The organism is [Acidovorax] ebreus TPSY, assembly GCF_000022305.1.
In the GTDB taxonomy this organism is placed as follows: domain Bacteria; phylum Pseudomonadota; class Gammaproteobacteria; order Burkholderiales; family Burkholderiaceae_C; genus Diaphorobacter; species Diaphorobacter nitroreducens.
In genome coordinates this window covers 2,423,651-2,445,220 of sequence record NC_011992.1, presented here as the reverse complement: position 1 = coordinate 2,445,220, position 21,570 = coordinate 2,423,651, and the positions used below count along the sequence as shown (strand labels likewise).

Genomic DNA, 21,570 nt, shown 5'->3' with positions numbered 1-21,570 from the left:
TGATGGAATGGTGGGAACGGCTGGCGGCCGACTTCCGGCTGTCCAGCCTGTGGCTGGAACTGGCGGTGCTGGCCGGTAGCGTGGCACTTGCTTATGTGCTGAGCCGGCGGGCCGGTCGAGGACAGCCGCCGGAGTCGGTCTGGTTCGGCCGCCGCATCGTGGACGGGTTGATGTTTCCAGCGGTGGTGCTGGCACTGGTGTATGCGGCGCGCGTGGTGGTGGAGCATTACCAGGCGGTTTTCCTGCTGCGCCTGGCGGTGCCGGTGTTCACATCGCTGGTGCTGATCCGCTTCGTGGCACGCGTGCTGGCCATGGCGTTTCCGCGTTCAGGCCTGATGCGCCTGATGGAGCGCGTGCTCTCCTGGCTGGCCTGGGGCGTGGCCGCCTTGTGGATCGCCGGGCTGCTGCCGCGCGTGCTGCAGGAACTGGACGACATCCGCATCGCGTTCGGCAAGTCCAGCGTCAGCCTGCTGGCGCTGCTGCAAGGCGGCCTGTCCGCGGTCCTGGTGCTGGTGGCTGCGCTGTGGGCGGCGTCGACCTTCGAGCGGCGCGTGCTCGACCATGCGGTGGCCGACCTGTCCATGCGCAAGGTGGCGGTGAATGCCACGCGGGCGCTGCTGCTGTTCGTGGGGTTGCTGCTGGCGCTGGCCGCTGTGGGGGTGGACCTCACCGCGCTGTCGGTTCTGGGCGGTGCGCTGGGCGTGGGCCTGGGCTTTGGCCTGCAGAAGCTGGCGGCCAATTACGTCAGCGGCTTCGTGATTCTGCTGGAACGCTCGCTGCGCATTGGGGACAACGTGCGCGTGGATGGTTTCGAGGGCCGCATCACGGACATCAAGACGCGCTACACGTTGATCCGCGCGGGCAACGGGCGCGAGTCCATCGTGCCCAACGAAAGCCTGATCACCCAGCGCGTGGAAAACCTGACCGCGTCCGACCGCAAATTCAACCTCACGACCAATATCACCGTCGCCTACGGCAGCGATGCCGCAAAGGTGCAGCAGATCCTGTGTGCTGCGGCGAGTGCGCAAGCGCGCGTGCTGGGCGACCCGGCGCCCGTAGCCTTCTTGCTCGACTTCATGCCCGACGGGCTGGTGTTCAACCTCAATTACTGGATCAATGATCCGGCTGCCGGTACTGCCAGCGTGCGGTCTGCCGTCAACCTCGCGGTGCTGGAAGGCTTGCGCACAGCGGGTATCGAGATCGCACAGCCGCAGCGCGTGGTGCATGTCGTGGCTTCGACGTCGGGGCAAGACGGAGTCGCGCCGGCGGCATTGCCACCGGCGTAGGCCTCGACCTGCCATGAATGCACTGGCATAATCGTCAAAAAGCACGATCGTTCGTTTTTGCCGTGTGCACCATGTTTCCATGACGGAGATGCTGCAGTGCGCAATAGAATGGACCGGTTTACGTAAACGTCAAGCAATCAACTATTGAAGGAGCCGCAGCAATGAAGGTTTTGGTCCCCGTCAAGCGCGTGGTGGACTACAACGTGAAGGTCCGGGTGAAGTCGGACGGCACGGGCGTAGACATCGCGAACGTGAAGATGAGCATGAACCCCTTTGACGAAATCGCCGTGGAAGAGGCGGTGCGGCTCAAAGAAAAAGGCGTGGCCACGGAAGTGATCGCGGTGAGCTGCGGCGTGGCGCAATGCCAGGAAACGCTGCGCACGGCGATGGCCATTGGCGCCGACCGCGGCATCCTGGTGGAGACCGATGCCGAGCTGCAACCCCTGGCCGTGGCCAAGCTGCTCAAGGCCCTGGTGGACAAAGAGCAACCGGGCCTGATCATCCTGGGCAAGCAAGCCATCGACGACGACGCCAACCAGACCGGCCAGATGCTGGCGGCCCTGGCCGACCTGCCCCAGGCCACCTTTGCCAGCAAGGTCGAAGTGGCCGGCGACAAGGTCAGCGTCACACGCGAAGTCGACGGCGGCCTGGAAACCCTGCAGCTGACCACCCCGGCCGTCATCACCACCGACCTGCGCCTGAACGAGCCGCGCTACGTCACGCTGCCCAACATCATGAAGGCCAAGAAAAAGCCGCTGGACACCATCAAACCCGAAGACCTCGGCGTGGACGTGGCCCCGCGCCTCAAGACCCTCAAGGTGGCCGAACCCCCGAAGCGCGGCGCTGGCGTGAAAGTGCCCGACGTCGCCACACTGGTGGACAAGCTCAAGAACGAAGCCAAGGTCATCTAAAGGCAGGACAGGAGAAACAACATGACCGTACTCGTCATTGCAGAACACGACAACGCCAGCCTCAAGGCCGCCACCCTGAACACCGTCACCGCCGCACTCGCCTGCGGGGGCGACGTGCACGTGCTCGTAGCCGGTGAAGGCGCGCAGGCCGCCGCCCAGGCCGCCTCCCAAATCGCAGGCGTCGCCAAAGTCCTGCACGCCGACGGCGCCAGCCTGAAGGACGGCCTGGCCGAGAACCTGGCCGCCCAGGTGCTGCAGATTGCCGGCAACTACAGCCACATCCTGTTCCCGGCCACCGCCAGCGGCAAGAACGTCGCCCCGCGCGTGGCCGCCAAGCTGGACGTGGCGCAGATCAGCGACATCACCAAAGTGATCTCCGCCGACACCTTCGAGCGCCCCATCTACGCGGGCAACGCCATCGCCACCGTGCAAAGCGCGGACAGCGTCAAGGTCATCACCGTGCGCGGCACCGGCTTTGACGCGGCGCCCGCCACGGGTGGCAGCGCCGCGGTGGAAACCACCGCCGCCGTGGCCGACGCCGGCAAGAGCAGCTTTGCCGGACGCGAAGTCACCAAGAGCGACCGGCCCGAGCTCACCGCCGCCAAGATCATCGTCTCGGGCGGCCGGGCGCTGGGCAGCAGCGAGAAGTTCAACGAAGTCATGACCCCGCTGGCGGACAAGCTGGGCGCGGCCATTGGCGCGAGCCGCGCAGCGGTGGACGCAGGCTACGCCCCGAACGATTTGCAGGTGGGGCAAACGGGCAAGATCGTTGCGCCGCAGCTGTACATCGCGGCGGGGATCTCGGGGGCCATCCAGCACCTGGCAGGGATGAAGGACAGCAAGGTGATCGTGGCGATCAACAAGGACCCGGAGGCGCCGATCTTTGCGGTGGCCGACTATGGGCTGGAGGCCGATCTGTTCCAGGCCGTGCCGGAACTGGTGAAGGCCCTGTAAGCCGCTGCGCCGGCAAAAAGGCATCGCTTGCGATGCCTTTTTTTTGATCACATTCGTACCGTTTTGAGTTGGAGACACCCATGAGTTACACCGCCCCCGTCAAGGACATGCTGTTCGCCATCGAGCACTTGGCACGCATCGACCAGGTCGCGCAGATTCCCGGTTTCGAGGACGCTGGTCTGGACACGGCCGCTGCCGTGCTGGAAGAGTGCGCGAAGTTCAACGAGGGCGTGGTGGCTCCGCTTAATGTGGTTGGCGACGAGAAACCCTCCTGGTTCAAGGATGGTGCCGTGACCACCACGCCGGGCTTCAAGGAGGCCTTCAGCCAGTTCGCCGAGGGCGGCTGGCAGGGCTTGCAGCACCCTGCCGACTTCGGCGGCCAGGGCCTGCCCAAGACCATCGGCGCGGCCTGCGTGGAAATGCTCAACAGCGCCAACCTGAGCTTTGCGCTGTGCCCGCTGCTGACCGATGGTGCCATCGAGGCGCTGCTCACGGCCGGCAGCGACGAACTCAAGGCTACCTACCTGGAAAAGCTGGTCACGGGCGAGTGGACCGGCACCATGAACCTGACCGAGCCGCAGGCAGGCTCCGACCTGGCGCTGGTGCGCACCAAGGCAGACCCCCAGCCCGACGGTACGTACAAGGTCTTCGGCACCAAGATCTTCATCACCTATGGCGAGCACGACATGGCGGAGAACATCGTGCACCTGGTGCTGGCGCGCGTGGCGGGTGCGCCCGAGGGCGTGAAGGGCATCAGCCTGTTCGTGGTGCCCAAGTTCCTCGTGAACCAGGATGGCAGCCTGGGCGCGCGCAACGACGTGCATTGCGTGTCCATCGAACACAAGATGGGCATCAAGGCGTCGCCCACGGCCGTGCTGCAGTACGGTGATAACGGCGGCGCCATCGGCTACCTCGTGGGTGAGGAAAACCGGGGCCTGGAATACATGTTCATCATGATGAACGCCGCGCGCTACGCCGTCGGCGTGCAGGGCATCGCGGTGGCCGAGCGCGCCTACCAGAAGGCCGTGCAGTATGCGCGCGACCGCGTACAAAGCCGCCCGGTCGACGGCAGCGTGGCCGGCAGCGCAGCCATCATTCACCACCCCGACGTGCGCCGCATGCTGATGACCATGCGCGCCTACACCGAGGGTTGCCGCGCCATGGCCACCACGGCTGCTGCGGCCTACGACGCCGCGCACCACCATCCCGATGCCGAGGTGCGCAAGCAGAACGCGGTGTTCTATGAATTCATGGTGCCACTGGTCAAGGGCTACAGCACCGAAATGAGCCTGGAAGTGGCCAGCCTGGGCGTGCAGGTACACGGCGGCATGGGCTTCATCGAGGAAACGGGCGCTGCGCAGTACTACCGCGACGCGAAGATCCTCACCATCTACGAAGGCACGACCGCCATCCAGGCCAACGACCTGGTGGGCCGCAAGACGGCGCGCGACGGCGGCCAGACGGCCAAGGCGATTGCCGCGCAGATCGAGGCCACCGAGGGCGAGCTGCGCGCCAGCGGCACGGCCGACGCTCAAGCGGTGGCCCAGCGCCTGGCTGCCGCACGCCAGGCATTCCTGGAAGTGGTGGATTTCATCGCCGGTGGCGCCAAGGCCCACCCCAACGACGTGTATGCGGGCAGCGTGCCCTACCTGATGCTGGCCGGCAATCTGGTGGCGGGCTGGCAGTTGGCGCGCGCGTTGCTGGTGGCGCAGGAGCTGTCCGCCAAGGGACAGGACGTGGCCTTCATGCAGGCCAAGATCGCCACGGCGCGCTTCTATGCCGACCACCTGCTGACCAAGGCGCCGGGCCAGCGCGACGCAATCGTGCACGGTGCGGCCAGCGTCACGGCTCTGCCGCTGGAAGCATTCTGAAAATTGCTTCTGTTTTGATAGCTGCTAGCGCTTGCGGGTAAAGCGCTACAGCCCATTTTTATTATGGAGACCGTCCGAATGTCCAAACTGCCCCCACCGTTGCAGAAACCCTCGCTGCCCGTCATTGGCTCGCCGCTGTTCATCATCAGCAACCCCCAGCTCGTGATCGAGCAGTGCAAGGCCGGCATCGTGGGCTCCATGCCTGCGCTCAACGCACGGCCGGCGGAGCAACTCGACGACTGGCTCGCCGAGATCACCGAGACGCTGGCGGCGTGGGACAAGGCGCATCCCGAGTCGCCCTCCGCTCCGTTCGCCATCAACCAGATCGTGCACAAGAGCAACGACCGGCTGGAGCACGACATGCAGGTCTGCGCCAAGTACAAGGTGCCGATCGTCATCACCAGCCTGGGCGCGCGCGAGGACGTGAACCAGGCCGTGCACAGCTGGGGCGGCATTGTGCTGCACGACATCATCAACAACAAGTTCGCGCACAAAGCCATCGAAAAGGGGGCCGACGGCCTCATCGCCGTGGCGGCGGGCGCGGGGGGGCACGCAGGGGTGAAGAGCCCGTTTGCGCTGATCCAGGAAATCCGCCAATGGTTTGACGGTCCGCTCGCGCTGTCGGGCTCCATCGCCTCGGGCGGCGCCATTCTGGCCGCGCAGGCCATGGGCGCGGACTTCGCCTATATCGGCTCGGCCTTCATCGCCACGCACGAGGCGCGCGCCATCGATGCGTACAAGCAGGCCATCGTCGAGGGCAACTCCGACGACATCGTCTACAGCAATCTGTTCACGGGTGTGCACGGCAACTACCTGGCGCCGTCGATCCGCGCGGCAGGCCTGGACCCCGACAACCTACCGGAGTCCGATCCGAGCAAGATGAACTTCGGTGGCGACGCCAAGAAGGCATGGAAGGACATCTGGGGCTGCGGCCAGGGCATCGGCAGCATCACCGAGGTCACTTCGACGGCTGAACTCGTCGCGCGCCTGCGCCGCGAATACCAGCAAGCGCGCGAGCGCCTGGCCCTGGGCTGATGCCCGCGCGGGGCTGCCACGTAGCCCCGTTGGCCCAACGGCGCCCCAGGGGCGCCGTTTTTGTTGATGCGCGTGCGCTGTGTAGCGGTCAGCAGCATCAGCGCAAAAGGCGCAAAATCTTGGGCTTGCCCGATTACCGTGAACCCCCGTCGCAGGCTTGTTGCCGGCACGGGGTTCCTGTTTTGGATGTCCCAGCACACCCCGTCTCATGCCTCCCGCAGTGCGTTGATCGACTGCACCAAAGGCCTGGCCTGCGCCGCCATCGTCTGGCACCACCTGGCGTTCTACGGGCCCATGTCCGACGTGGCGCGCCAAGCGGTGCCGGGGTTGATCGACTGGCTCTACGAATACGCGCGCATGGCGGTGCAGGTGTTTCTGGTGCTGGGGGGCTTCCTGGCAGCGGCCAGTCTGGCGCCGCAGGGGCAGGCGCGCTTTACCGACCCAGCCCAGCGCATCGCACGGCGCTTCGTGCGCCTGGTGGTGCCCTACGCGGTGGCGCTGGTGATCGCCATCGTCGTGCAGGCGGCCGTGCAACCGTGGTTCGACCACGCCTCGGTGTCCGACGTGCCGGACCTGGACCAGTTGCTTGCGCATGCGTTGCTGCTGCAAAGCGTGCTGGACGAGGAGTCGCTGTCGGCCGGCGTGTGGTACGTGGCCATCGACTTTCAGCTGTTCGCGCTCACCACGCTGGTCCTGGCTGGCGTATCACGCGCGGCGGTGGCGCTGCGCGCGCGTGGTATGTCCCGCTACTGGCCCTGGGCCCTGAGCGGCGCGCAGGTACTCGTGGCGACGGGCGTCGCCGCCTCGCTGCTGTACTTCAACCGCGACGCCAATTGGGACGTCTGGGCGGTGTATTTCTTCGGCGCCTATGGCCTTGGCATGCTGGCCTACTGGGCCGTGCAGTCGCCCCGCGCGCTGGGAGCCTGGAGCTGGGCGCTGCTGATCGCGGCGCTGGTGGTGGCTGCGTTGGCACTGGAGTGGCGCCCCCGCATTGCGCTGGCCGGCGTGACTGCGCTGCTGCTGGTGGTGGCCATGCGCAGCCCGGCCATGCAGCGCTGGCAAGGCTGGGCACCGCTCAGCCGGCTGGGGCAGATCTCGTATTCGGTATTCCTCGTGCACTTTGCGGTGTGCGTGCTCGTCAACGCGGTGGAAAGCTACTTCTGGCCGCAGTCAGTAGCCGCCGCGATGGCGGGCATGGGCATCGCTTTCGTGCTGTCGATCGCCGCGGGCCACCTGCTGTACGAGCGTGTGGAGCGCCACGTTCCCACATGGCAATCTGCGCTGCGCTGGCAGGCCGGGCTCGTGGGAACCGGCCTGCTGACCACCGCGCTCATGGCAGGCCTGCGCTGACGAAAAAAAGGCAGCCAGTCATGGCTGCCTCGGGTCTTGGGTGGTGCGATCGCGCTCAGCGATGCAGTTCACCCGCGTTCTCGGGTTGGAAATCAATGGCGTCCACGCGGACGGTGACCTGGCCGGTGGGGCTGGGCATCTGGAATTCGTCGCCCACGCCCAGGCCCAGCAGTGCGATGCCGACGGGTGCGAACACTGACACCTTGTCGCCCGAGCCGTCCATCTCCTTCGGGTAGACCAGCGTCAGCGTGTTCGTCTTGCCGGTTTCCAGCAGCGTGAAGCGCACGGTGGAATTCATGGTCACCACATTGGGGGGCATGTCCTTGGGATCGAACACGTCGGCGCGGTCCAGCTCGGCCTCCAGTGCCTCGCGGCCAGGAAAGGGGGCGGTTTGTTTTTCCAGCAGGGCTTCGATGCGCTCCAGGTCCAGGGACGACAGGATGATGTGGGGCTTGCGCTGCATGGTGTGATTCCCTTGTAAACGATAGTGAAAGCGCGTCTGCCGGGCAGCCGCGCTCAAACGGACAAAAGCCCGGGCAACGGGGTTGTCCGGGCCAAGGCATGTTCTCAAAAAAAGCACCAAATTGGGTGCGGAAGTGGTGAATTGTGCGGCCTGGTGCCGCGTTTGCCAAGCGATCTCACACGCGCGCAGTGCGAATTGCGCTGCGCTTGCAGCCCTCCGGCAAATGGCGTAGGCCTTTGGATATTGCCAGAATAACTGTTTATTTATACAGTCATTCAATGCATTCCGAAGACGACCCCCCGCCCTCACTGGCTCCTGTCGTATGGGCGCCCGCGCAGCCGCTCAAGGGGCGGGGTACGGCCACGCGTATGGCCCACCGCTTTATGCGCGATGCGCGCGAGGCGTTTGACGACGGCTGGGGCGGGCCGGAGGAGGGTGTGACGGGCGACGAAAGTGCCGCGCCCGCCGCGCCGCTGACCCAGGTGATCTGGGAAGACGCGCGCAGCGCGCTGTGCGGCAATGATTCGCCCGACATTTTCTTCGAGCAGTCGGTGAACCCTTACCGCGGCTGCGAGCATGGCTGTGTGTACTGCTACGCACGGCCCACGCACAGCTACCTCAACCTGTCGCCGGGGCTGGACTTCGAGACCCGCATCATCGCCAAGCGCAATATCGCCGCGGTGCTGCGGGACGAGTTGGCGCGCGCCAGCCATCGGCCTTCGGTGGTCAACATCGGCTCCGCCACCGACTGCTACCAGCCGGTGGAGCGTGAGCTGCGCCTCACGCGCGCGCTGATCGAGGTGATGCGCGATGCGCGACACCCGTTCTCGCTGATCACCAAGAGCAGCGGCGTGGAACGTGACCTGGACCTGCTGGCTCCGCTGGCGCACAGCCGGCTGGCGGCGGCCTACGTGACCATCACCACGCTGGATGCGCGCCTGGCCCGCGTGCTGGAGCCGCGCGCGGCCGCGCCGCACCGGCGGCTGCGCACCATCCGCGCGCTGGCCGAAGCCGGCGTACCCGTCGGCGTGAGCGTGGCGCCGCAGATTCCTTTCATCACGGAGGACATGGAGCAGGTGCTGGCCGCTGCGCGCGATGCGGGCGCCACCTCGGCCTTCTACACGGTGATCCGCCTGCCGTGGGAACTCAATGCCCTGATGCGCGAGTGGCTGCAACTGCACTACCCGCAGCGTGCCGAACGCGTGCTGGCGCGCATTCAGGATCTGCACGGCATCGACGCAACCGCGCGTATCGCGGGCAAGAGCTACGACAGCAGCCACGCCACGCGCATGAAGGGCTCGGGCCTGTGGGCCGACCTGTTGCGCCAGCGCTTCGAGAAGACCTGTGCGCGCCTGGGCCTGAACCGCCAGCGCACGGAACTGGACCTGTCGCAGTACCGCCCGGCGCTGGCGCGCGGGCAGGGCGTGCTGTTCTGAGCGCGGTGCGCGCCGCGGCTAGCATGGGCGCTTTGCTGTGGGGAGGGGTGCCGAATGCTGTTGATCGTAGGAACCATTCGCCTGCCGGCGGACGGGCTGGCCGCCGCGCTGCCGGCCATGCGGGCGATGGTGCAGGCTTCACGGGCCGAACCGGGCTGCATCGAATATGCGGATGCGCAGGATGTGCTGGACGCCGGGCTGATCCACGTGCATGAGCTGTGGCGCAGCCAGGACGACCTGGACCGGCACTTCGCCAGTGCCCACATTGCGCAGTGGCGCGCCCTGTGGCCGGCGCTGGGCATCGGCGGGCGCGACCTGCGCGCCTATGCGGTGGGTGCGCCCCGCCCGGTGTGAGCGGTTTGGCGGGCGCCGGGTGTCAGACGGTGCATGACCTCGGGCGGCCCGGGCCACCGCGAAAGGGCGGCAGAAACGCGGCCAATCGCGGCCAGTCGCGGCGCCAGGCGCACCCCTCGTGCGGGCTGTAGCGGGCATCCGCAACGGCGAGCGGACAGGTTGGGCGGAACGAGAGAGCCGGGCGGTTCGTTCACACTGCCTCAGGCGCGCCCAACTGCTGCGCGTGGTGGCGCAGGTGGTCGTCGATGAAGCTCTGGATGAAGTAGTAGCCGTGGTCATAGCCCGCGTGGCGGCGCAGCGTGAGCGGCTGGCCGATGGCGCTGCAGGCCGCCTCGAACAGGTGCGGGTGCAATTGATCGGCCAGGAATTTGTCGTCCAGCCCCTGGTCGATGAGGATGCCGCCGGGGTAGGGCGCGAGGGGCTGGTTCTCCATGAGCACGGTGGCGTCGTGCTCTCCCCAGGAGGTGCGGTCCGGGCCCAGGTAGCCGGTGAACGCCTTCTCGCCCCAGGGGCAGCGCGTGGGGGCGCAGATGGGTGCGAAGGCCGACAGGCTCTTGAACCGGCCCGGGTGGCGCAGTGCCAGCGTCAGCGCGCCATGGCCGCCCATGCTATGGCCAAACAGGCCCAGCCGGGCACCGTCGATGGGCAGGGCGTTGGTGACAAGCGGCAGCAGTTCTTCCAGCAGGTAGCTTTCCATGCGCCAGTGCGTGGACCAGGGGGCTTGCGTGGCGTCCAAATAGAAGCCCGCGCCCACGCCGAAGTCCCAGGCGTCGGCCTCGCCCGCCACGCCCGCGCCGCGCGGGCTGGTGTCGGGGGTGATGAGGGCCAGGCCCAGCTCTGCCGCCAGGCGCTGGGCGCCGGCCTTGGTGGGGAAGGTCTCCTCGGTGCAGGTCAGGCCCGCGAGGTAGAGCAGCGCTGGGACCTTTCTATCCGCACTCTCGGCTGCCAGCGCACGGGGCGGCAGGTAGACGGCGAAGCGCATCGGCAGACCCACTGCGTGCGAAGCATGGCGGTAAAAGCGTTGCTCGCCGCCAAAGCAGGCGTGGGCCGAGAGTTGTTCTAGGGTGTCGGACATGGGCGTGTTGCTCCTTTTTAAGTAGCTGCTGGCGCTTGGTATGGGCGGGATTCAGTAATAAAAGTACTGGAATCCCTTGCGCATCAAGCGCCAAGCGCTCCTGTTTTTATGTAGCGTAGTTCACCACCGAGCGGATCGACTTGCCCTCGTGCATCAGGTCGAACGCCTGATTGATGTCCGTGAGGCCCATGGTGTGGGTGACGAACGGGGCGAGCTGGATCTTGCCGGCCATGGCGTCCTCCACCATGCCGGGCAGTTCGCTGCGGCCCTTGACGCCGCCGAAGGCCGTACCCAGCCACTTGCGGCCCGTGACGAGCTGGAAGGGACGGGTGGAGATCTCTTGTCCCGCACCGGCCACGCCGATGATCACGCTCTGACCCCAGCCGCGGTGTGCGCATTCCAGCGCCGCACGCATCACGTTGACGTTGCCAATGCACTCGAAGCTGTGGTCCACACCCCAGCCAGTCATCTCCACGATCACCTGCTGGATGGGCTTGTCGAAGTCCTTGGGGTTCACGCAGTCGGTGGCTCCGAAGGTGCGTGCCAGGTCGAACTTGCTCGGGTTGGTGTCGATGGCGATGATGCGGCCCGCGCCGGCCAGTCGGGCGCCCTGGATCACCGCCAGGCCGATGCCGCCCAGGCCGAACACGGCCACGCTGTCGCCCGGCTGCACCTTGGCGGTGTTCTTGACCGCGCCCAGCCCGGTGGTCACGCCGCAGCCCAGCAGGCAGACCTGCTCGGGGTTGGCATCGGGGTGAACCTTGGCCAGCGACACCTCGGCCACCACGGTGTATTCGCTGAACGTGGAGCAGCCCATGTAGTGGTACACGGGCTGGCCGTTGTACGAGAAGCGCGTGGTGCCGTCGGGCATTACGCCCTTGCCCTGCGTGGCGCGCACGGCCACGCACAGGTTGGTCTTGCCGCTCTTGCAGAACAGGCATTCGCCGCATTCGGCGGTGTACAGCGGAATCACATGGTCGCCCGGCTTGACGCTGGTGACGCCTTCGCCCACCTCCACCACGACGCCCGCGCCCTCATGGCCCAGCACGGCGGGGAAGATGCCCTCGGGGTCGTCGCCGCTGAGCGTGAAGGCATCGGTGTGGCATACGCCGGTGTGGGTGATCTTGACCAGTACTTCGCCCTTGCGGGGCGGGGCCACGTCGAGTTCGACGATCTGCAGAGGTTCACCAGCTTTGAAGGCGACGGCGGCGCGGGATTTCATGGGAGGGCTCCTTGTGGTGAAAGGGTGGGGGGACGTTACTTCAGGTACGAGCGCAGTAGGGCCAGCGTCTCGTCCACGGCCTCGGGCGAGGGGGCGGGCTCTTGCGCCAGGGTTTCGCGCACATGGCTGTCCAGCATGTCGGCCATCAGCCCATGCACGGCGCCGCGCAGGGCGGCCAGCTGCTGCAGGATGGGTGCGCAGTCGCTGCCCGCCTGCACGGCGCGCTCCAGCGCCTCGGCCTGGCCGCGGATGCGGCGCAGGCGCGTGATGGCGCGTTGCTTGTCTTCGGCGGTATGGGGCATGGCGGTTGGATGGGCGGGCGTTGTGCCGGGACGTTGCTATTTGTCTTGTACTAGGGGGAAGTATAAATCGATGGCGCTTTAGGATAAAGCGCTGGAGGGCAATAAATTCCTATTACTGGGAGGGGGTATAGGCGGTGCGCTTGATCGGGGTGTCGCGCGGGCATTGGCGGCGTAGCGGTTGACCGCGGGCTGCAGCACGCTTCCCGTTGTGCGCAGCAAAAAGGCCCGGACGCAAAAAAGCCCGCAGGCAACAGGTGCGTGCGGGCTGGGGGCGGGGCACGCCTGCCTTCGCGGCAGGCGGCGCTCCTTGATCAGCGCTTGTTGAGGGCCGGAACGTCGCGCCGCTCGGCGCCCACGAACAGCTGGCGGGGGCGGCCGATCTTGTACTCGGGGTCGCCGATCATCTCGTTGAGCTGGGCGATCCAGCCCACCGTACGGGCCAGCGCGAAGATGCCGGTGAACAGGTTGACCGGGATGCCGATCGCGCGCTGCACGATGCCGGAGTAGAAGTCCACGTTCGGGTAGAGCTTGCGCTGCACGAAGTAGTCGTCCTCCAGGGCGATCTTCTCCAGCTGCTTGGCCAGGGCGAACAGCGGGTCCTTTTCCAGGCCCAGTTCGGCCAGCACTTCGTTGCAGGTTTCCTGCATCAGCTTGGCGCGGGGGTCGTAGTTCTTGTACACGCGGTGGCCAAAGCCCATCAGCTTCACGCCGGAGGACTTGTCCTTGACCTTCTCCATGAACTCGCCCACCTTGGACACGCCGCCCATGGCCTGGATTTCTTCCAGCATGTTCAGGCAGGCTTCGTTGGCGCCGCCGTGGGCAGGGCCCCACAGGCATGCCACGCCGGCAGCGATGGCGGCGAACGGGTTGGTGCCCGAGGAGCCGCACAGGCGCACCGTGGAGGTGGAGGCGTTCTGCTCGTGGTCGGCGTGCAGGATGAAGATGCGGTCCATCGCGCGTTCGATCACGGGGTTGACCTTGTAGTCCTCGCAGGGCGTGCCGAACATCATGCGCAGGAAGTTGCCTGCGTACGAGAGGTCGTTGCGGGGGTACATGTAGGGCTCGCCCTTGCCGTACTTGTACGCCATGGCCACCAGCGTGGGCATCTTGGCGATCAGGCGAATGGCGGAGATCTCGCGGTGCTCGGGGTTATTGATGTCCGTGCTGTCGTGGTAGAAGGCCGACAGCGCGCCCACCAGACCGGTCAGCACGGCCATGGGGTGTGCGTCGCGGCGGAAACCGCGCAGGAAGAACTGCATCTGCTCGTTGACCATCGTGTGCTTGGTCACGCGGTCGTTGAACGTGGCCTTCTGCGCGGCGTTGGGCAGCTCGCCATTCAGCAGCAGGTAGCACGTTTCGAGGTAGTCGCACTGGGTGGCGAGCTGCTCGATGGGATAGCCGCGGTACAGCAGCTCGCCCTTGTCGCCGTCGATGTAGGTGATGGACGACTGGCAGGAGGCCGTGGAAAGGAAACCGGGGTCATAGGTGAACATGCCCGTTTGCGCGTACAGCTTGCGGATGTCGACCACGTCCGGGCCGATGCTGCCTTGGTACACGGGGAGTTCCACGCTCGGGCTGCCGTTGCTGAACGATAGCGTCGCTTTGTTGTCTGCCAGTTTCATTTCCAGTTTCCTTCTGTAGTTTGCCTTGCACGGGGCTGGGGCTTAAGCGCGGTTGCGCAACTGCTCCAGCACTTCCTTGACTTCGTCCTTAGAGACTTCGCCCGTGGGTTCCTTGCGGCGCAGCAGCAGGTCCAGCAGGTCGTTGTCCGACAAGTCCATCAGTAGCGTGAGTCCTCGCGCCTGACGGATCGTCAGGCAGGAGCCGTGGGTTGCGAAGAACCGCTCGAGAAACAGGTCGTTCTCCACCAGCCCGCGGCGGCAGCGCCACCGCAGGATGGCCACTTCGCGTTCGTCCAGCAGCGCTTCGTCAGCCATGGTTCTCAGATGGCACGGCGTGCCATCAATTCCTTGATCTTGCCAATCGCGCGCGTGGGGTTCAGGTGCTTGGGGCACACGTCCACGCAGTTCATGATGGTATGGCAGCGGAACAGGCGGTAGGGGTCTTCCAGGTTGTCCAGGCGCTCGCCCGTGGCCGTATCGCGGCTGTCCGCGATGAAGCGGTAGGCCTGCAGCAGGCCGGCGGGACCCACGAACTTGTCGGGGTTCCACCAGAACGAGGGGCAGCTCGTGGAGCAGCTGGCGCACAGAATGCACTCGTACAGGCCGTTGAGCTCTTCACGCTCTTCGGGCGACTGAAGGCGCTCCTTGGTGGGCGACGCGTAGATGTCGCTTTGCAGGTAGGGCTTGATCGAGTGGTACTGCTTGAAGAACTGCGTCATGTCCACGATCAGGTCGCGGATCACCGGCAGGCCGGGCAGGGGCTTCAAGACGATGTCACCCGAGAGGGTCTTCATGTTCGTCAGGCAGGCCAGGCCGTTCTTGCCGTTGATGTTCATGGCGTCGGAGCCGCACACGCCTTCGCGGCAGGAGCGGCGGAACGACAGCGTGGGATCCTGTGCCTTGAGCTTGAGCAATGCATCCAGCAGCATGCGTTCGTGGCCGTCGAGCTCGACCTCCACGGTCTGCATGTAGGGCTTGGCGTCCTTGTCCGGGTCGTAGCGGTAGATCTTGAAAGTGCGTTTCATGGGTTGTTTCTCTCGTGGGCAGCGGCTGTCTTAGAACGTGCGGACCTTCGGAGGAATGCTGTCCACCGTCAGGGGCTTCATGTTCACGGGCTTGTAGCTCAGGCTGTTGCTGGCGCTGTGCCACAGCGTGTGCTTGAGCCACTCCTTGTCATTGCGGCCCAACGGGAAGTCGGGATGGTCGGCAGGGTGCTCGTAGTCGTCCACGGTGTGTGCGCCACGGCACTCCTGGCGGGCCGCGGCCGAGGTCATCGTGGCCTGGGCGACCTCGATCAGGTTGTCCACTTCCAGCGCTTCCATGCGTGCGGTGTTCCAGACCTTGGACTTGTCCTTCAGGGTCACGGTGCCCACGCGCTCGCGGATGGCGTTGATCTTGACCACGCCTTCGTCCATGCCCTTTTGCGTGCGGAACACGCCGGCGTGCTGCTGCATGGTCTGGCGGATGTCGTTGGCCAGGTCCTGGGCGTAGACGCCGTCCTTGGATTCTTCCAACTGGTTCAGGCGCGCCAGGGTGCGGTCGCTGCCATCGGCCGGCACGGCCTTGTGCTCGCCGTAGCCCCCAACGAATTGCACGATGTGCTTGCCGGCCGACTTGCCGAACACCAGCAGGTCGAGCAGCGAGTTCGTGCCCAGGCGGTTGGCGCCGTGTACCGACACCGCGGCGCATTCGCCGACGGCGTACAGGCCATTGACCACGTTGTTCTTCTCGCCGTCCCAGGTGACCACCTGGCCGTGGATATTGGTCGGAATGCCGCCCATCTGGTAGTGGATGGTGGGCACGACGGGGATCGGTTCCTTGGTGATGTCCACGTTGGCGAAGTTGTGGCCGATCTCTTCCACCGACGGCAGGCGCTTGCGGATGGTGTCAGCGCCCAGGTGGTCGAGCTTCATCAGGATGTAGTCCTTGTTGGGACCGCAGCCACGGCCTTCCTTGATCTCCTGGTCCATCGAGCGGGACACGAAGTCGCGCGGTGCCAGGTCCTTCAAGGTGGGCGCGTAACGCTCCATGAAACGCTCACCATTGCTGTTCAGCAGGATGGCACCTTCGCCGCGGCAGCCTTCGGTCAGCAGCACGCCCGCGCCGGCCACGCCGGTGGGGTGGAACTGCCAGAACTCCAGGTCCTGCAGCGGGATGCCCGCGCGTGCGGCCATGCCCAGGCCGTCACCGGTGTTGATGAAGGCGTTGGTCGATGCCGCAAAGATGCGGCCAGCGCCGCCTGTGGCCAGCAGCACGGCCTTGGCGTGCAGTTCGTACAGGTCGCCGGTTTCCAGTTCCAGCGCGGTTACGCCGACCACGTCGCCCTCAGCGTCGCGGATCAGGTCCAGCGCCATCCATTCCACGAAGAAGTTGGTCTTGGATTCGACGTTCTTCTGGTACAGCGTGTGCAGCATGGCGTGGCCGGTACGGTCGGCCGCGGCGCAGGCGCGCTGCACGGGCTTCTCACCGTAGTTGGCCGTGTGGCCGCCGAAGGGGCGCTGGTAGATGGTGCCGTCGGGGTTGCGGTCGAACGGCATGCCGAAGTGTTCGAGCTCAATCACCACCTTGGGTGCTTCGCGGCACATGAACTCGACGGCGTCCTGGTCGGACAGCCAGTCGCCGCCCTTGATGGTGTCGTAGAAATGGTAGTGCCAGTTGTCTTCGCTCATGTTGCCCAGCGATGCGGACACGCCGCCTTGCGCTGCCACGGTGTGCGAGCGGGTGGGGAAGACCTTGGACAGGCAGGCCACGTTCAGGCCTGCGCGGGACAGTTCCAGCGAGGCGCGCATGCCCGAGCCGCCGGCACCGACGATGACCACGTCGAACTTGCGCTTGGTGATGTTGGCTTTGGTGTAGCTCATTGTTTTCTTTCAGTCGCGGGAATCAGAGACGCCACAGAACCTGGATGCCCCAGCCGGTGCAGGCCACCAGCCAGACGATGGTGAAGACTTGCAGCGTCAGACGCAGGCCTGCCGGCTTGATGTAGTCCATCCACACGTTGCGCACGCCTACCCAGGCGTGCCAGGCCAGCGCCACGATGACGGACAGGGTCAGAACCTTCATCCACTGGCTGGAGAAGATGCCGGCCCACAGGTCGTAGCCGATGGGGCCCTTGCTGAAGATGACGCAGGCCAGCAGCACCAGGGTGAACAAAGCCATCAAGACGGCGGTGGCGCGCTGCACCAGCCAGTCGCGCACGCCATAGTGGGCACCCACGACGGTGCGCTTGGAGCCGTAATTCACGGACATGGAAATTCCTTTTTTATGTGAAAAAGTGATCTGCGCAGGTGCGCCGATCAGTACAGGCCGAAGAGCTTGGCGCCCAGAATCGCGGTCAGGCCGAAGCTTGCGACCAGCGTGACGGCAGCAGAGCTCTTGCCAAATTCCTTCGTGACGGCGGCATGGTTCATGTCCATCAGCAGGTGGCGCAGGCCGGCGATGAAGTGGTGCAGATAGCCCCAGATCAGGCCCAGGGTCAGCAGCTTGATGAGCCAGCCAGGCGCGAAGCCCAGGCCCGACGAGAAGGCAGAGGTGAACTTGCCGAAGGAGATTTCCGACGACACCGAGGTATCGAACATCCAGATCACCAGAGGCAGCAGCAAGAACATGATCATGCCGCTGATGCGGTGCATGCCAGAAACCAGCGCGGCCAGCGGCCACCGGTAGCTGGGCAGGTCGCGAAACGCGTGGATGTTGCGGTATTCAGGCCGTTGCTTGGCAAGTTCTGTCATGGCGTGTGTGCTTTCGTGGATGTAACTGCGTTGTAATTGCGCGGATGCAAACAACCCAAAATTCTATTGCAATGCATTACGGGAAGCTTGCGGAGACTGCGTATTTTCCCTGGTTGCATTCGTGGTCGGGCAGTGGATCAGCTCAGTTCATTGTGATAGTGATGTGTGTCAGTCCGGTACAGCCCGCGCCGTAACTCCATGGGAACATCGTTATAGGTGTAAGCGAGGCGCTCCACGCTGAGCAGTGGTGTAGCGACGGGGATGTTCAGCCATTGAGCCTGCGTTTCATCGGGAAACACGGCGCGGATCTTTTCTTCGGCGCGCACCATCCGCACGCCAAAATCCAGCTCGAACATGGCGTAGGTGGGTCCCTGGTAGTGGGCCATCTGCTCCGCAGTCAGGCCCTTGAAGGCCTGCCCTGGCAGCCAGATGTCCTCCAGGATGGTGGGTACGCCCACAAACGACAGGATGCGCTTGACCTGCACCACCACATCTCCGGTCCGCAGCGCCAGCGTGCGTGCGATCTCCGCACTGGCGCGCATGCGCCGGCACTCCAGGATGGTGCGCTGCGCCGGGCCTTCTACGCGGGCGTCCCCCGTGTCAGGTAGCAGTTTCAGGAAGCGGTACTGCACCTGCCGCTCTGCGTGAGTGGCCACGAAGGTGCCTTTGCCCTGGCGGCGCATGACGAGGTTTTCGGCCGCCAGCTCGTCGATGGCCTTGCGCACCGTGCCCTGGCTCACGCGAAAGCGCGCAGCCAGTTCCATTTCGCTGGGGATGGCTTCACCGGGCTTCCATTCACCATGCTGCAGGCTGTGCAGGATGAGCCCCTTGATCTGCTGGTACAGGGGGCTGAATGCGGGAGTCGATGCCCCCGCGCCCGCACCTGCGGGCGTGCCTTCTGTGGTCGGAGGGGGCGAGGAGGACATGGTGGGCTGTGCCGGGGGCGGAGCATGCCGCTGAATTGAGGGCGATCATATCTTATATAAGACATAAGACAAATTGACCCTGCGCAGTAATCGGCGGTAAACTCCTGGGCTGTTCTGCGGGGCACGGGCTGCTGATGACTGGCGCTGGTGCGACCTTGCACCAACACCACCTCCCTCACACCTCTTTCTGGAGTTTTCGCATGAGCAAGAAACCCGTTCGTGTCGCCGTGACCGGCGCTGCAGGCCAAATCGGTTACGCGCTGCTGTTCCGCATCGCTTCCGGCGAAATGCTGGGCAAGGACCAGCCCGTCATCCTGCAACTGCTGGAAATTCCCGACGAGAAGGCCCAGAACGCGCTCAAGGGCGTGATCATGGAATTGGAAGACTGCGCGTTCCCGCTGTTGGCCGGCATCGAAGCCCACTCGGACCCCATGACCGCCTTCAAGGATACCGACTACGCCCTGCTGGTCGGCGCCCGTCCGCGCGGCCCCGGCATGGAGCGTGCCGACCTGCTGGCTGCCAATGCCCAGATCTTCACGGCCCAGGGCAAGGCCCTGAACGCCGTGGCCTCGCGCAACGTGAAGGTGCTGGTGGTGGGCAACCCCGCCAATACCAACGCCTACATCGCCATGAAGTCGGCCCCCGACCTGCCGGCCAAGAACTTCACGGCCATGCTGCGCCTGGACCACAACCGTGCAGCTTCCCAACTGGCGGCCAAGGGCGGTTTCAAGGTGGGCGACATCAAGAAGCTGACGGTGTGGGGCAACCATTCGCCCACGATGTACGCTGACTACCGTTTCGCCACCGTGGACGGCAAGTCCGTGAAGGACGCCATCAACGACCAGGCCTGGAACAAGGATGTGTTCCTGCCCACCGTCGGCAAGCGCGGCGCAGCCATCATCGCCGCTCGTGGCCTGTCCTCGGCTGCTTCTGCCGCCAACGCCGCCATTGACCACATGCGCGACTGGGCCCTGGGTTCCAAGGGCGAGTGGGTGACGATGGGTGTGCCCTCCAACGGCGAATACGGCATTCCCGCCGGTATCGTGTTCGGCTTCCCGGTCACCACCGAGAACGGCGAGTACAAGATTGTCGAAGGCCTGGCCATCGACGCTTTCTCGCAAGAGTGCATCGACAAGACCCTGGCCGAGCTGCAAGGTGAGCAGGACGGCGTCAAGCACCTGCTGTAATCGCGCATCTCCATGCACGACTGGGATCCCGCGCTCTACCAGCGCTTCGAGAGCGAGCGCACACGCCCGGCTGTCGAGTTGCTGGCGCGGGTCTCCCATCCCGCACCCCGCCACATCGTGGACTTGGGCTGCGGGAATGGCAATTCCACGCAATTGCTGCTGGAGCGGTTCCCACAGTCGCAACTCATCGGTCTGGACAACTCCGAAGCGATGCTGGCCAGTGCGCGCAAGCGTCTGCCCGGTGTGCCCTTCGTGCAGGCCGACATTGCCGACTGGGCGCCCACCGTGGCGCCCGATTTGATTTTTGCCAACGCCTCCCTGCAGTGGGTGGCGGGGCATGCCGGGCTGTTCGCCCGGTTGATGCGCTGCCTGGCACCCGGCGGTGTCCTGGCGGTGCAGATGCCCGACAACCTGGACCAGCCGTCGCACCAGCTCATGCGCGAGTTGGCGAGCCAGTCTGCGTGGCGTGATCAGCTGGCGCATGCCGCGGACCAGCGTGCGGCGCTGTTGTCGGTGGAGGCTTATTACGACCTTCTCGCGCCCATGGCCTGCCGGGTCGATATCTGGCACACCGCGTACCGCCATGTCATGCCTTCGGTCCAGGCCATCGTCGAGTGGCTGGAGTCCACAGGCCTGAAACCCTTCCTTGATCCTCTCTCCGCCGTGTTGCGGGATGCGTATCTTCAGGCCTACACGCAGCGCATTGGCGAGGCCTATACCAAGCGCGCGGACGGCCATCGGCTGTTCGCGTTTCCCCGTTTGTTCATCGTTGCCCAGCGTGCCCCATGACCTCGTCCGCTGCCCATCCCGCTGAAGTCCTGCTGGGCGCTCAGGCGCGCGCCCATGCGATTCCCGTGTGCGACCACTACAGCGGCGTGGAAGTGCGCATGCGCAAGAGCCTGCAATTGCAGCAGGAGCTACTTGCCGAGTTTGGCCATTGCGTGTTTGACGTGACGCTCGACTGCGAGGACGGCGCGCCCGTGGGGCAAGAGCGCGAGCACGCCATGCTGGTGGCACGCCTGGCGCGCGAAGCCGGAGCCGGCGCGCGCGTGGCGGCACGTGTGCACACGGTCGACCACCCCGCCTTCGCGCAGGACATGGCCATCATCGCCGGTGAGGCGGGGCAACACCTGTGCCACATCATGCTGCCCAAGGTGGAAACCGTGGATGACGTGCTCGCAGCCGAGCGAGCGCTGGAGGCCGCAGGCGCCAGCCATCTGCCGCTGCACGCCCTTATCGAGTCTCCCGCTGCCGTGCACCGGGCCTTCGAGATCGCCGCGCACCCGCGCATCCAGAGCCTGAGCTTCGGCCTGATGGACTTCGTTTCCGCCCATGGCGGTGCGATTCCCGCCTCGGGCATGACGTCCACCGGGCAGTTCGAGCATCCGCTCGTCGTGCGTGCCAAGCTGGAGATCTCCGCCGCCTGCCATGCCAATGGCAAGGTGCCATCGCACTGCGTGGTCACTGAATTCAGCGATCCCGACGCCATGCAGGCCGCGGCCGGCAGGGCCGCGCGCCAGTTCGGCTACACGCGCATGTGGAGCATCCACCCCGCGCAGATCCGGCCTATCCTGGCGGCTTTCGCACCGGAAGGTGCGGAAATCGCGCGAGCCAGCCGCATCATCTCTGCCGCCATCCAGGCTGACTGGGCTCCCATCAGCGAGGAGGGCGTACTGCACGACCGCGCAAGCTACCGCTATTTCTGGCAGGTGCTCGAGCGTGCACACCAGACCGGCCGCATGCTGCCCGCCGAGGCGCAGGGCTGGTTTGCCAAGGCTGAGACCACCTTCACCTGATACGGGTATTCTTGTCGCCCCATCTGCCTTCCATTCATTCTTTCCCCGC

General features: G+C 65.4%; 22 protein-coding genes. 11 read left to right on the top strand and 11 right to left on the bottom strand.

Going from position 1 to position 21,570, the window contains the following annotated elements; genetic code table 11:
* Positions 1-2: 2 nt before the first annotated feature.
* From DTPSY_RS11535 to DTPSY_RS11510, 6 genes are all read left to right on the top strand, one after another.
* Positions 3-1,286 (top strand): mechanosensitive ion channel family protein, encoded by a 1,284-nt coding sequence (locus DTPSY_RS11535; protein WP_015913714.1) that lies wholly within the window; start codon positions 3-5, stop codon positions 1,284-1,286.
* Positions 1,287-1,447: 161 nt separating this feature from the next.
* Positions 1,448-2,197, top strand: coding sequence for an electron transfer flavoprotein subunit beta/FixA family protein (locus DTPSY_RS11530; RefSeq protein WP_011805966.1), 750 nt, complete (start codon positions 1,448-1,450; stop codon positions 2,195-2,197).
* Between the two features lie 21 nt (positions 2,198-2,218).
* On the top strand, positions 2,219-3,151 hold the full coding sequence (locus DTPSY_RS11525) for an electron transfer flavoprotein subunit alpha/FixB family protein (protein ID WP_015913713.1): 933 nt from the start codon (positions 2,219-2,221) through the stop codon (positions 3,149-3,151).
* 80 nt (positions 3,152-3,231) lie between these two features.
* Complete coding sequence (locus DTPSY_RS11520) at positions 3,232-5,022, top strand: acyl-CoA dehydrogenase (RefSeq protein WP_011805964.1); 1,791 nt, start codon at positions 3,232-3,234, stop codon at positions 5,020-5,022.
* 78 nt (positions 5,023-5,100) lie between these two features.
* The gene (locus tag DTPSY_RS11515) at positions 5,101-6,057 is read left to right on the top strand and encodes an NAD(P)H-dependent flavin oxidoreductase (RefSeq protein WP_015913712.1); all 957 of its coding nucleotides are present in this window, start codon (positions 5,101-5,103) and stop codon (positions 6,055-6,057) included.
* A gap of 186 nt (positions 6,058-6,243) precedes the next feature.
* The gene (locus DTPSY_RS11510; RefSeq protein WP_015913711.1) at positions 6,244-7,407 is read left to right on the top strand and encodes an acyltransferase family protein; all 1,164 of its coding nucleotides are present in this window, start codon (positions 6,244-6,246) and stop codon (positions 7,405-7,407) included.
* 55 nt (positions 7,408-7,462) lie between these two features.
* On the opposite strand, the gene rnk is transcribed toward DTPSY_RS11510, so the two are convergent.
* Positions 7,463-7,870, bottom strand: coding sequence for a nucleoside diphosphate kinase regulator (gene rnk / locus DTPSY_RS11505; protein ID WP_015913710.1), 408 nt, complete (start codon positions 7,868-7,870; stop codon positions 7,463-7,465).
* A 278-nt stretch (positions 7,871-8,148) separates the two neighbouring features.
* Here rnk and DTPSY_RS11500 point away from each other — a divergent pair, with 278 nt between their 5' ends.
* Together DTPSY_RS11500 and DTPSY_RS11495 are read left to right on the top strand one after the other, a co-directional pair.
* Positions 8,149-9,306: a PA0069 family radical SAM protein gene (locus DTPSY_RS11500; RefSeq protein WP_015913709.1), complete on the top strand. Its 1,158-nt coding sequence runs from the start codon at positions 8,149-8,151 to the stop codon at positions 9,304-9,306.
* Positions 9,307-9,360: 54 nt separating this feature from the next.
* On the top strand, positions 9,361-9,660 hold the full coding sequence (locus DTPSY_RS11495) for a putative quinol monooxygenase (protein ID WP_015913708.1): 300 nt from the start codon (positions 9,361-9,363) through the stop codon (positions 9,658-9,660).
* Between the two features lie 190 nt (positions 9,661-9,850).
* Here DTPSY_RS11495 and fghA read toward each other — a convergent pair whose 3' ends face one another.
* From fghA to DTPSY_RS11445, 10 genes are all read right to left on the bottom strand, one after another.
* Positions 9,851-10,735 carry an S-formylglutathione hydrolase gene (fghA, locus tag DTPSY_RS11490; protein ID WP_015913707.1) on the bottom strand — a complete coding sequence of 295 codons (885 nt, stop codon included), beginning with the start codon at positions 10,733-10,735 and terminating at the stop codon, positions 9,851-9,853.
* Between the two features lie 106 nt (positions 10,736-10,841).
* A complete protein-coding gene (locus tag DTPSY_RS11485) occupies positions 10,842-11,957 on the bottom strand; it encodes an S-(hydroxymethyl)glutathione dehydrogenase/class III alcohol dehydrogenase (protein ID WP_015913706.1) in 1,116 nt (371 codons plus the stop codon).
* A gap of 35 nt (positions 11,958-11,992) precedes the next feature.
* Complete coding sequence (locus DTPSY_RS11480) at positions 11,993-12,259, bottom strand: metal/formaldehyde-sensitive transcriptional repressor (protein WP_015913705.1); 267 nt, start codon at positions 12,257-12,259, stop codon at positions 11,993-11,995.
* A 311-nt stretch (positions 12,260-12,570) separates the two neighbouring features.
* On the bottom strand, positions 12,571-13,881 hold the full coding sequence (locus tag DTPSY_RS11475; RefSeq protein ID WP_011805954.1) for a citrate synthase: 1,311 nt from the start codon (positions 13,879-13,881) through the stop codon (positions 12,571-12,573).
* 42 nt (positions 13,882-13,923) lie between these two features.
* Positions 13,924-14,196 (bottom strand): succinate dehydrogenase assembly factor 2, encoded by a 273-nt coding sequence (locus DTPSY_RS11470; RefSeq protein WP_015913704.1) that lies wholly within the window; start codon positions 14,194-14,196, stop codon positions 13,924-13,926.
* A 5-nt stretch (positions 14,197-14,201) separates the two neighbouring features.
* Entirely contained in the window at positions 14,202-14,906 is a 705-nt protein-coding gene (locus tag DTPSY_RS11465; RefSeq protein ID WP_011805952.1) for a succinate dehydrogenase iron-sulfur subunit, read from the bottom strand.
* 30 nt (positions 14,907-14,936) lie between these two features.
* Entirely contained in the window at positions 14,937-16,742 is a 1,806-nt protein-coding gene (gene sdhA, locus DTPSY_RS11460; RefSeq protein WP_011805951.1) for a succinate dehydrogenase flavoprotein subunit, read from the bottom strand.
* A gap of 22 nt (positions 16,743-16,764) precedes the next feature.
* Positions 16,765-17,130 (bottom strand): succinate dehydrogenase, hydrophobic membrane anchor protein, encoded by a 366-nt coding sequence (gene sdhD / locus DTPSY_RS11455; RefSeq protein WP_015913703.1) that lies wholly within the window; start codon positions 17,128-17,130, stop codon positions 16,765-16,767.
* Positions 17,131-17,177: 47 nt separating this feature from the next.
* Positions 17,178-17,612, bottom strand: a complete 435-nt coding sequence (gene sdhC, locus DTPSY_RS11450; protein ID WP_015913702.1) for a succinate dehydrogenase, cytochrome b556 subunit — start codon at positions 17,610-17,612, stop codon at positions 17,178-17,180.
* Positions 17,613-17,749: 137 nt separating this feature from the next.
* Complete coding sequence (locus DTPSY_RS11445; RefSeq protein WP_015913701.1) at positions 17,750-18,538, bottom strand: GntR family transcriptional regulator; 789 nt, start codon at positions 18,536-18,538, stop codon at positions 17,750-17,752.
* A 200-nt stretch (positions 18,539-18,738) separates the two neighbouring features.
* Here DTPSY_RS11445 and DTPSY_RS11440 point away from each other — a divergent pair, with 200 nt between their 5' ends.
* From DTPSY_RS11440 to DTPSY_RS11430, 3 genes are read left to right on the top strand one after another with little or no spacing between them, the layout of a single operon-like run.
* Entirely contained in the window at positions 18,739-19,725 is a 987-nt protein-coding gene (locus tag DTPSY_RS11440) for a malate dehydrogenase (protein WP_015913700.1), read from the top strand.
* Positions 19,726-19,737: 12 nt separating this feature from the next.
* A complete protein-coding gene (gene tam / locus DTPSY_RS11435; RefSeq protein WP_015913699.1) occupies positions 19,738-20,514 on the top strand; it encodes a trans-aconitate 2-methyltransferase in 777 nt (258 codons plus the stop codon).
* A complete protein-coding gene (locus DTPSY_RS11430) occupies positions 20,511-21,521 on the top strand; it encodes an HpcH/HpaI aldolase/citrate lyase family protein (protein ID WP_015913698.1) in 1,011 nt (336 codons plus the stop codon). Before tam ends, DTPSY_RS11430 begins: the two co-directional genes overlap by 4 nt.
* Positions 21,522-21,570: the final 49 nt, after the last annotated feature.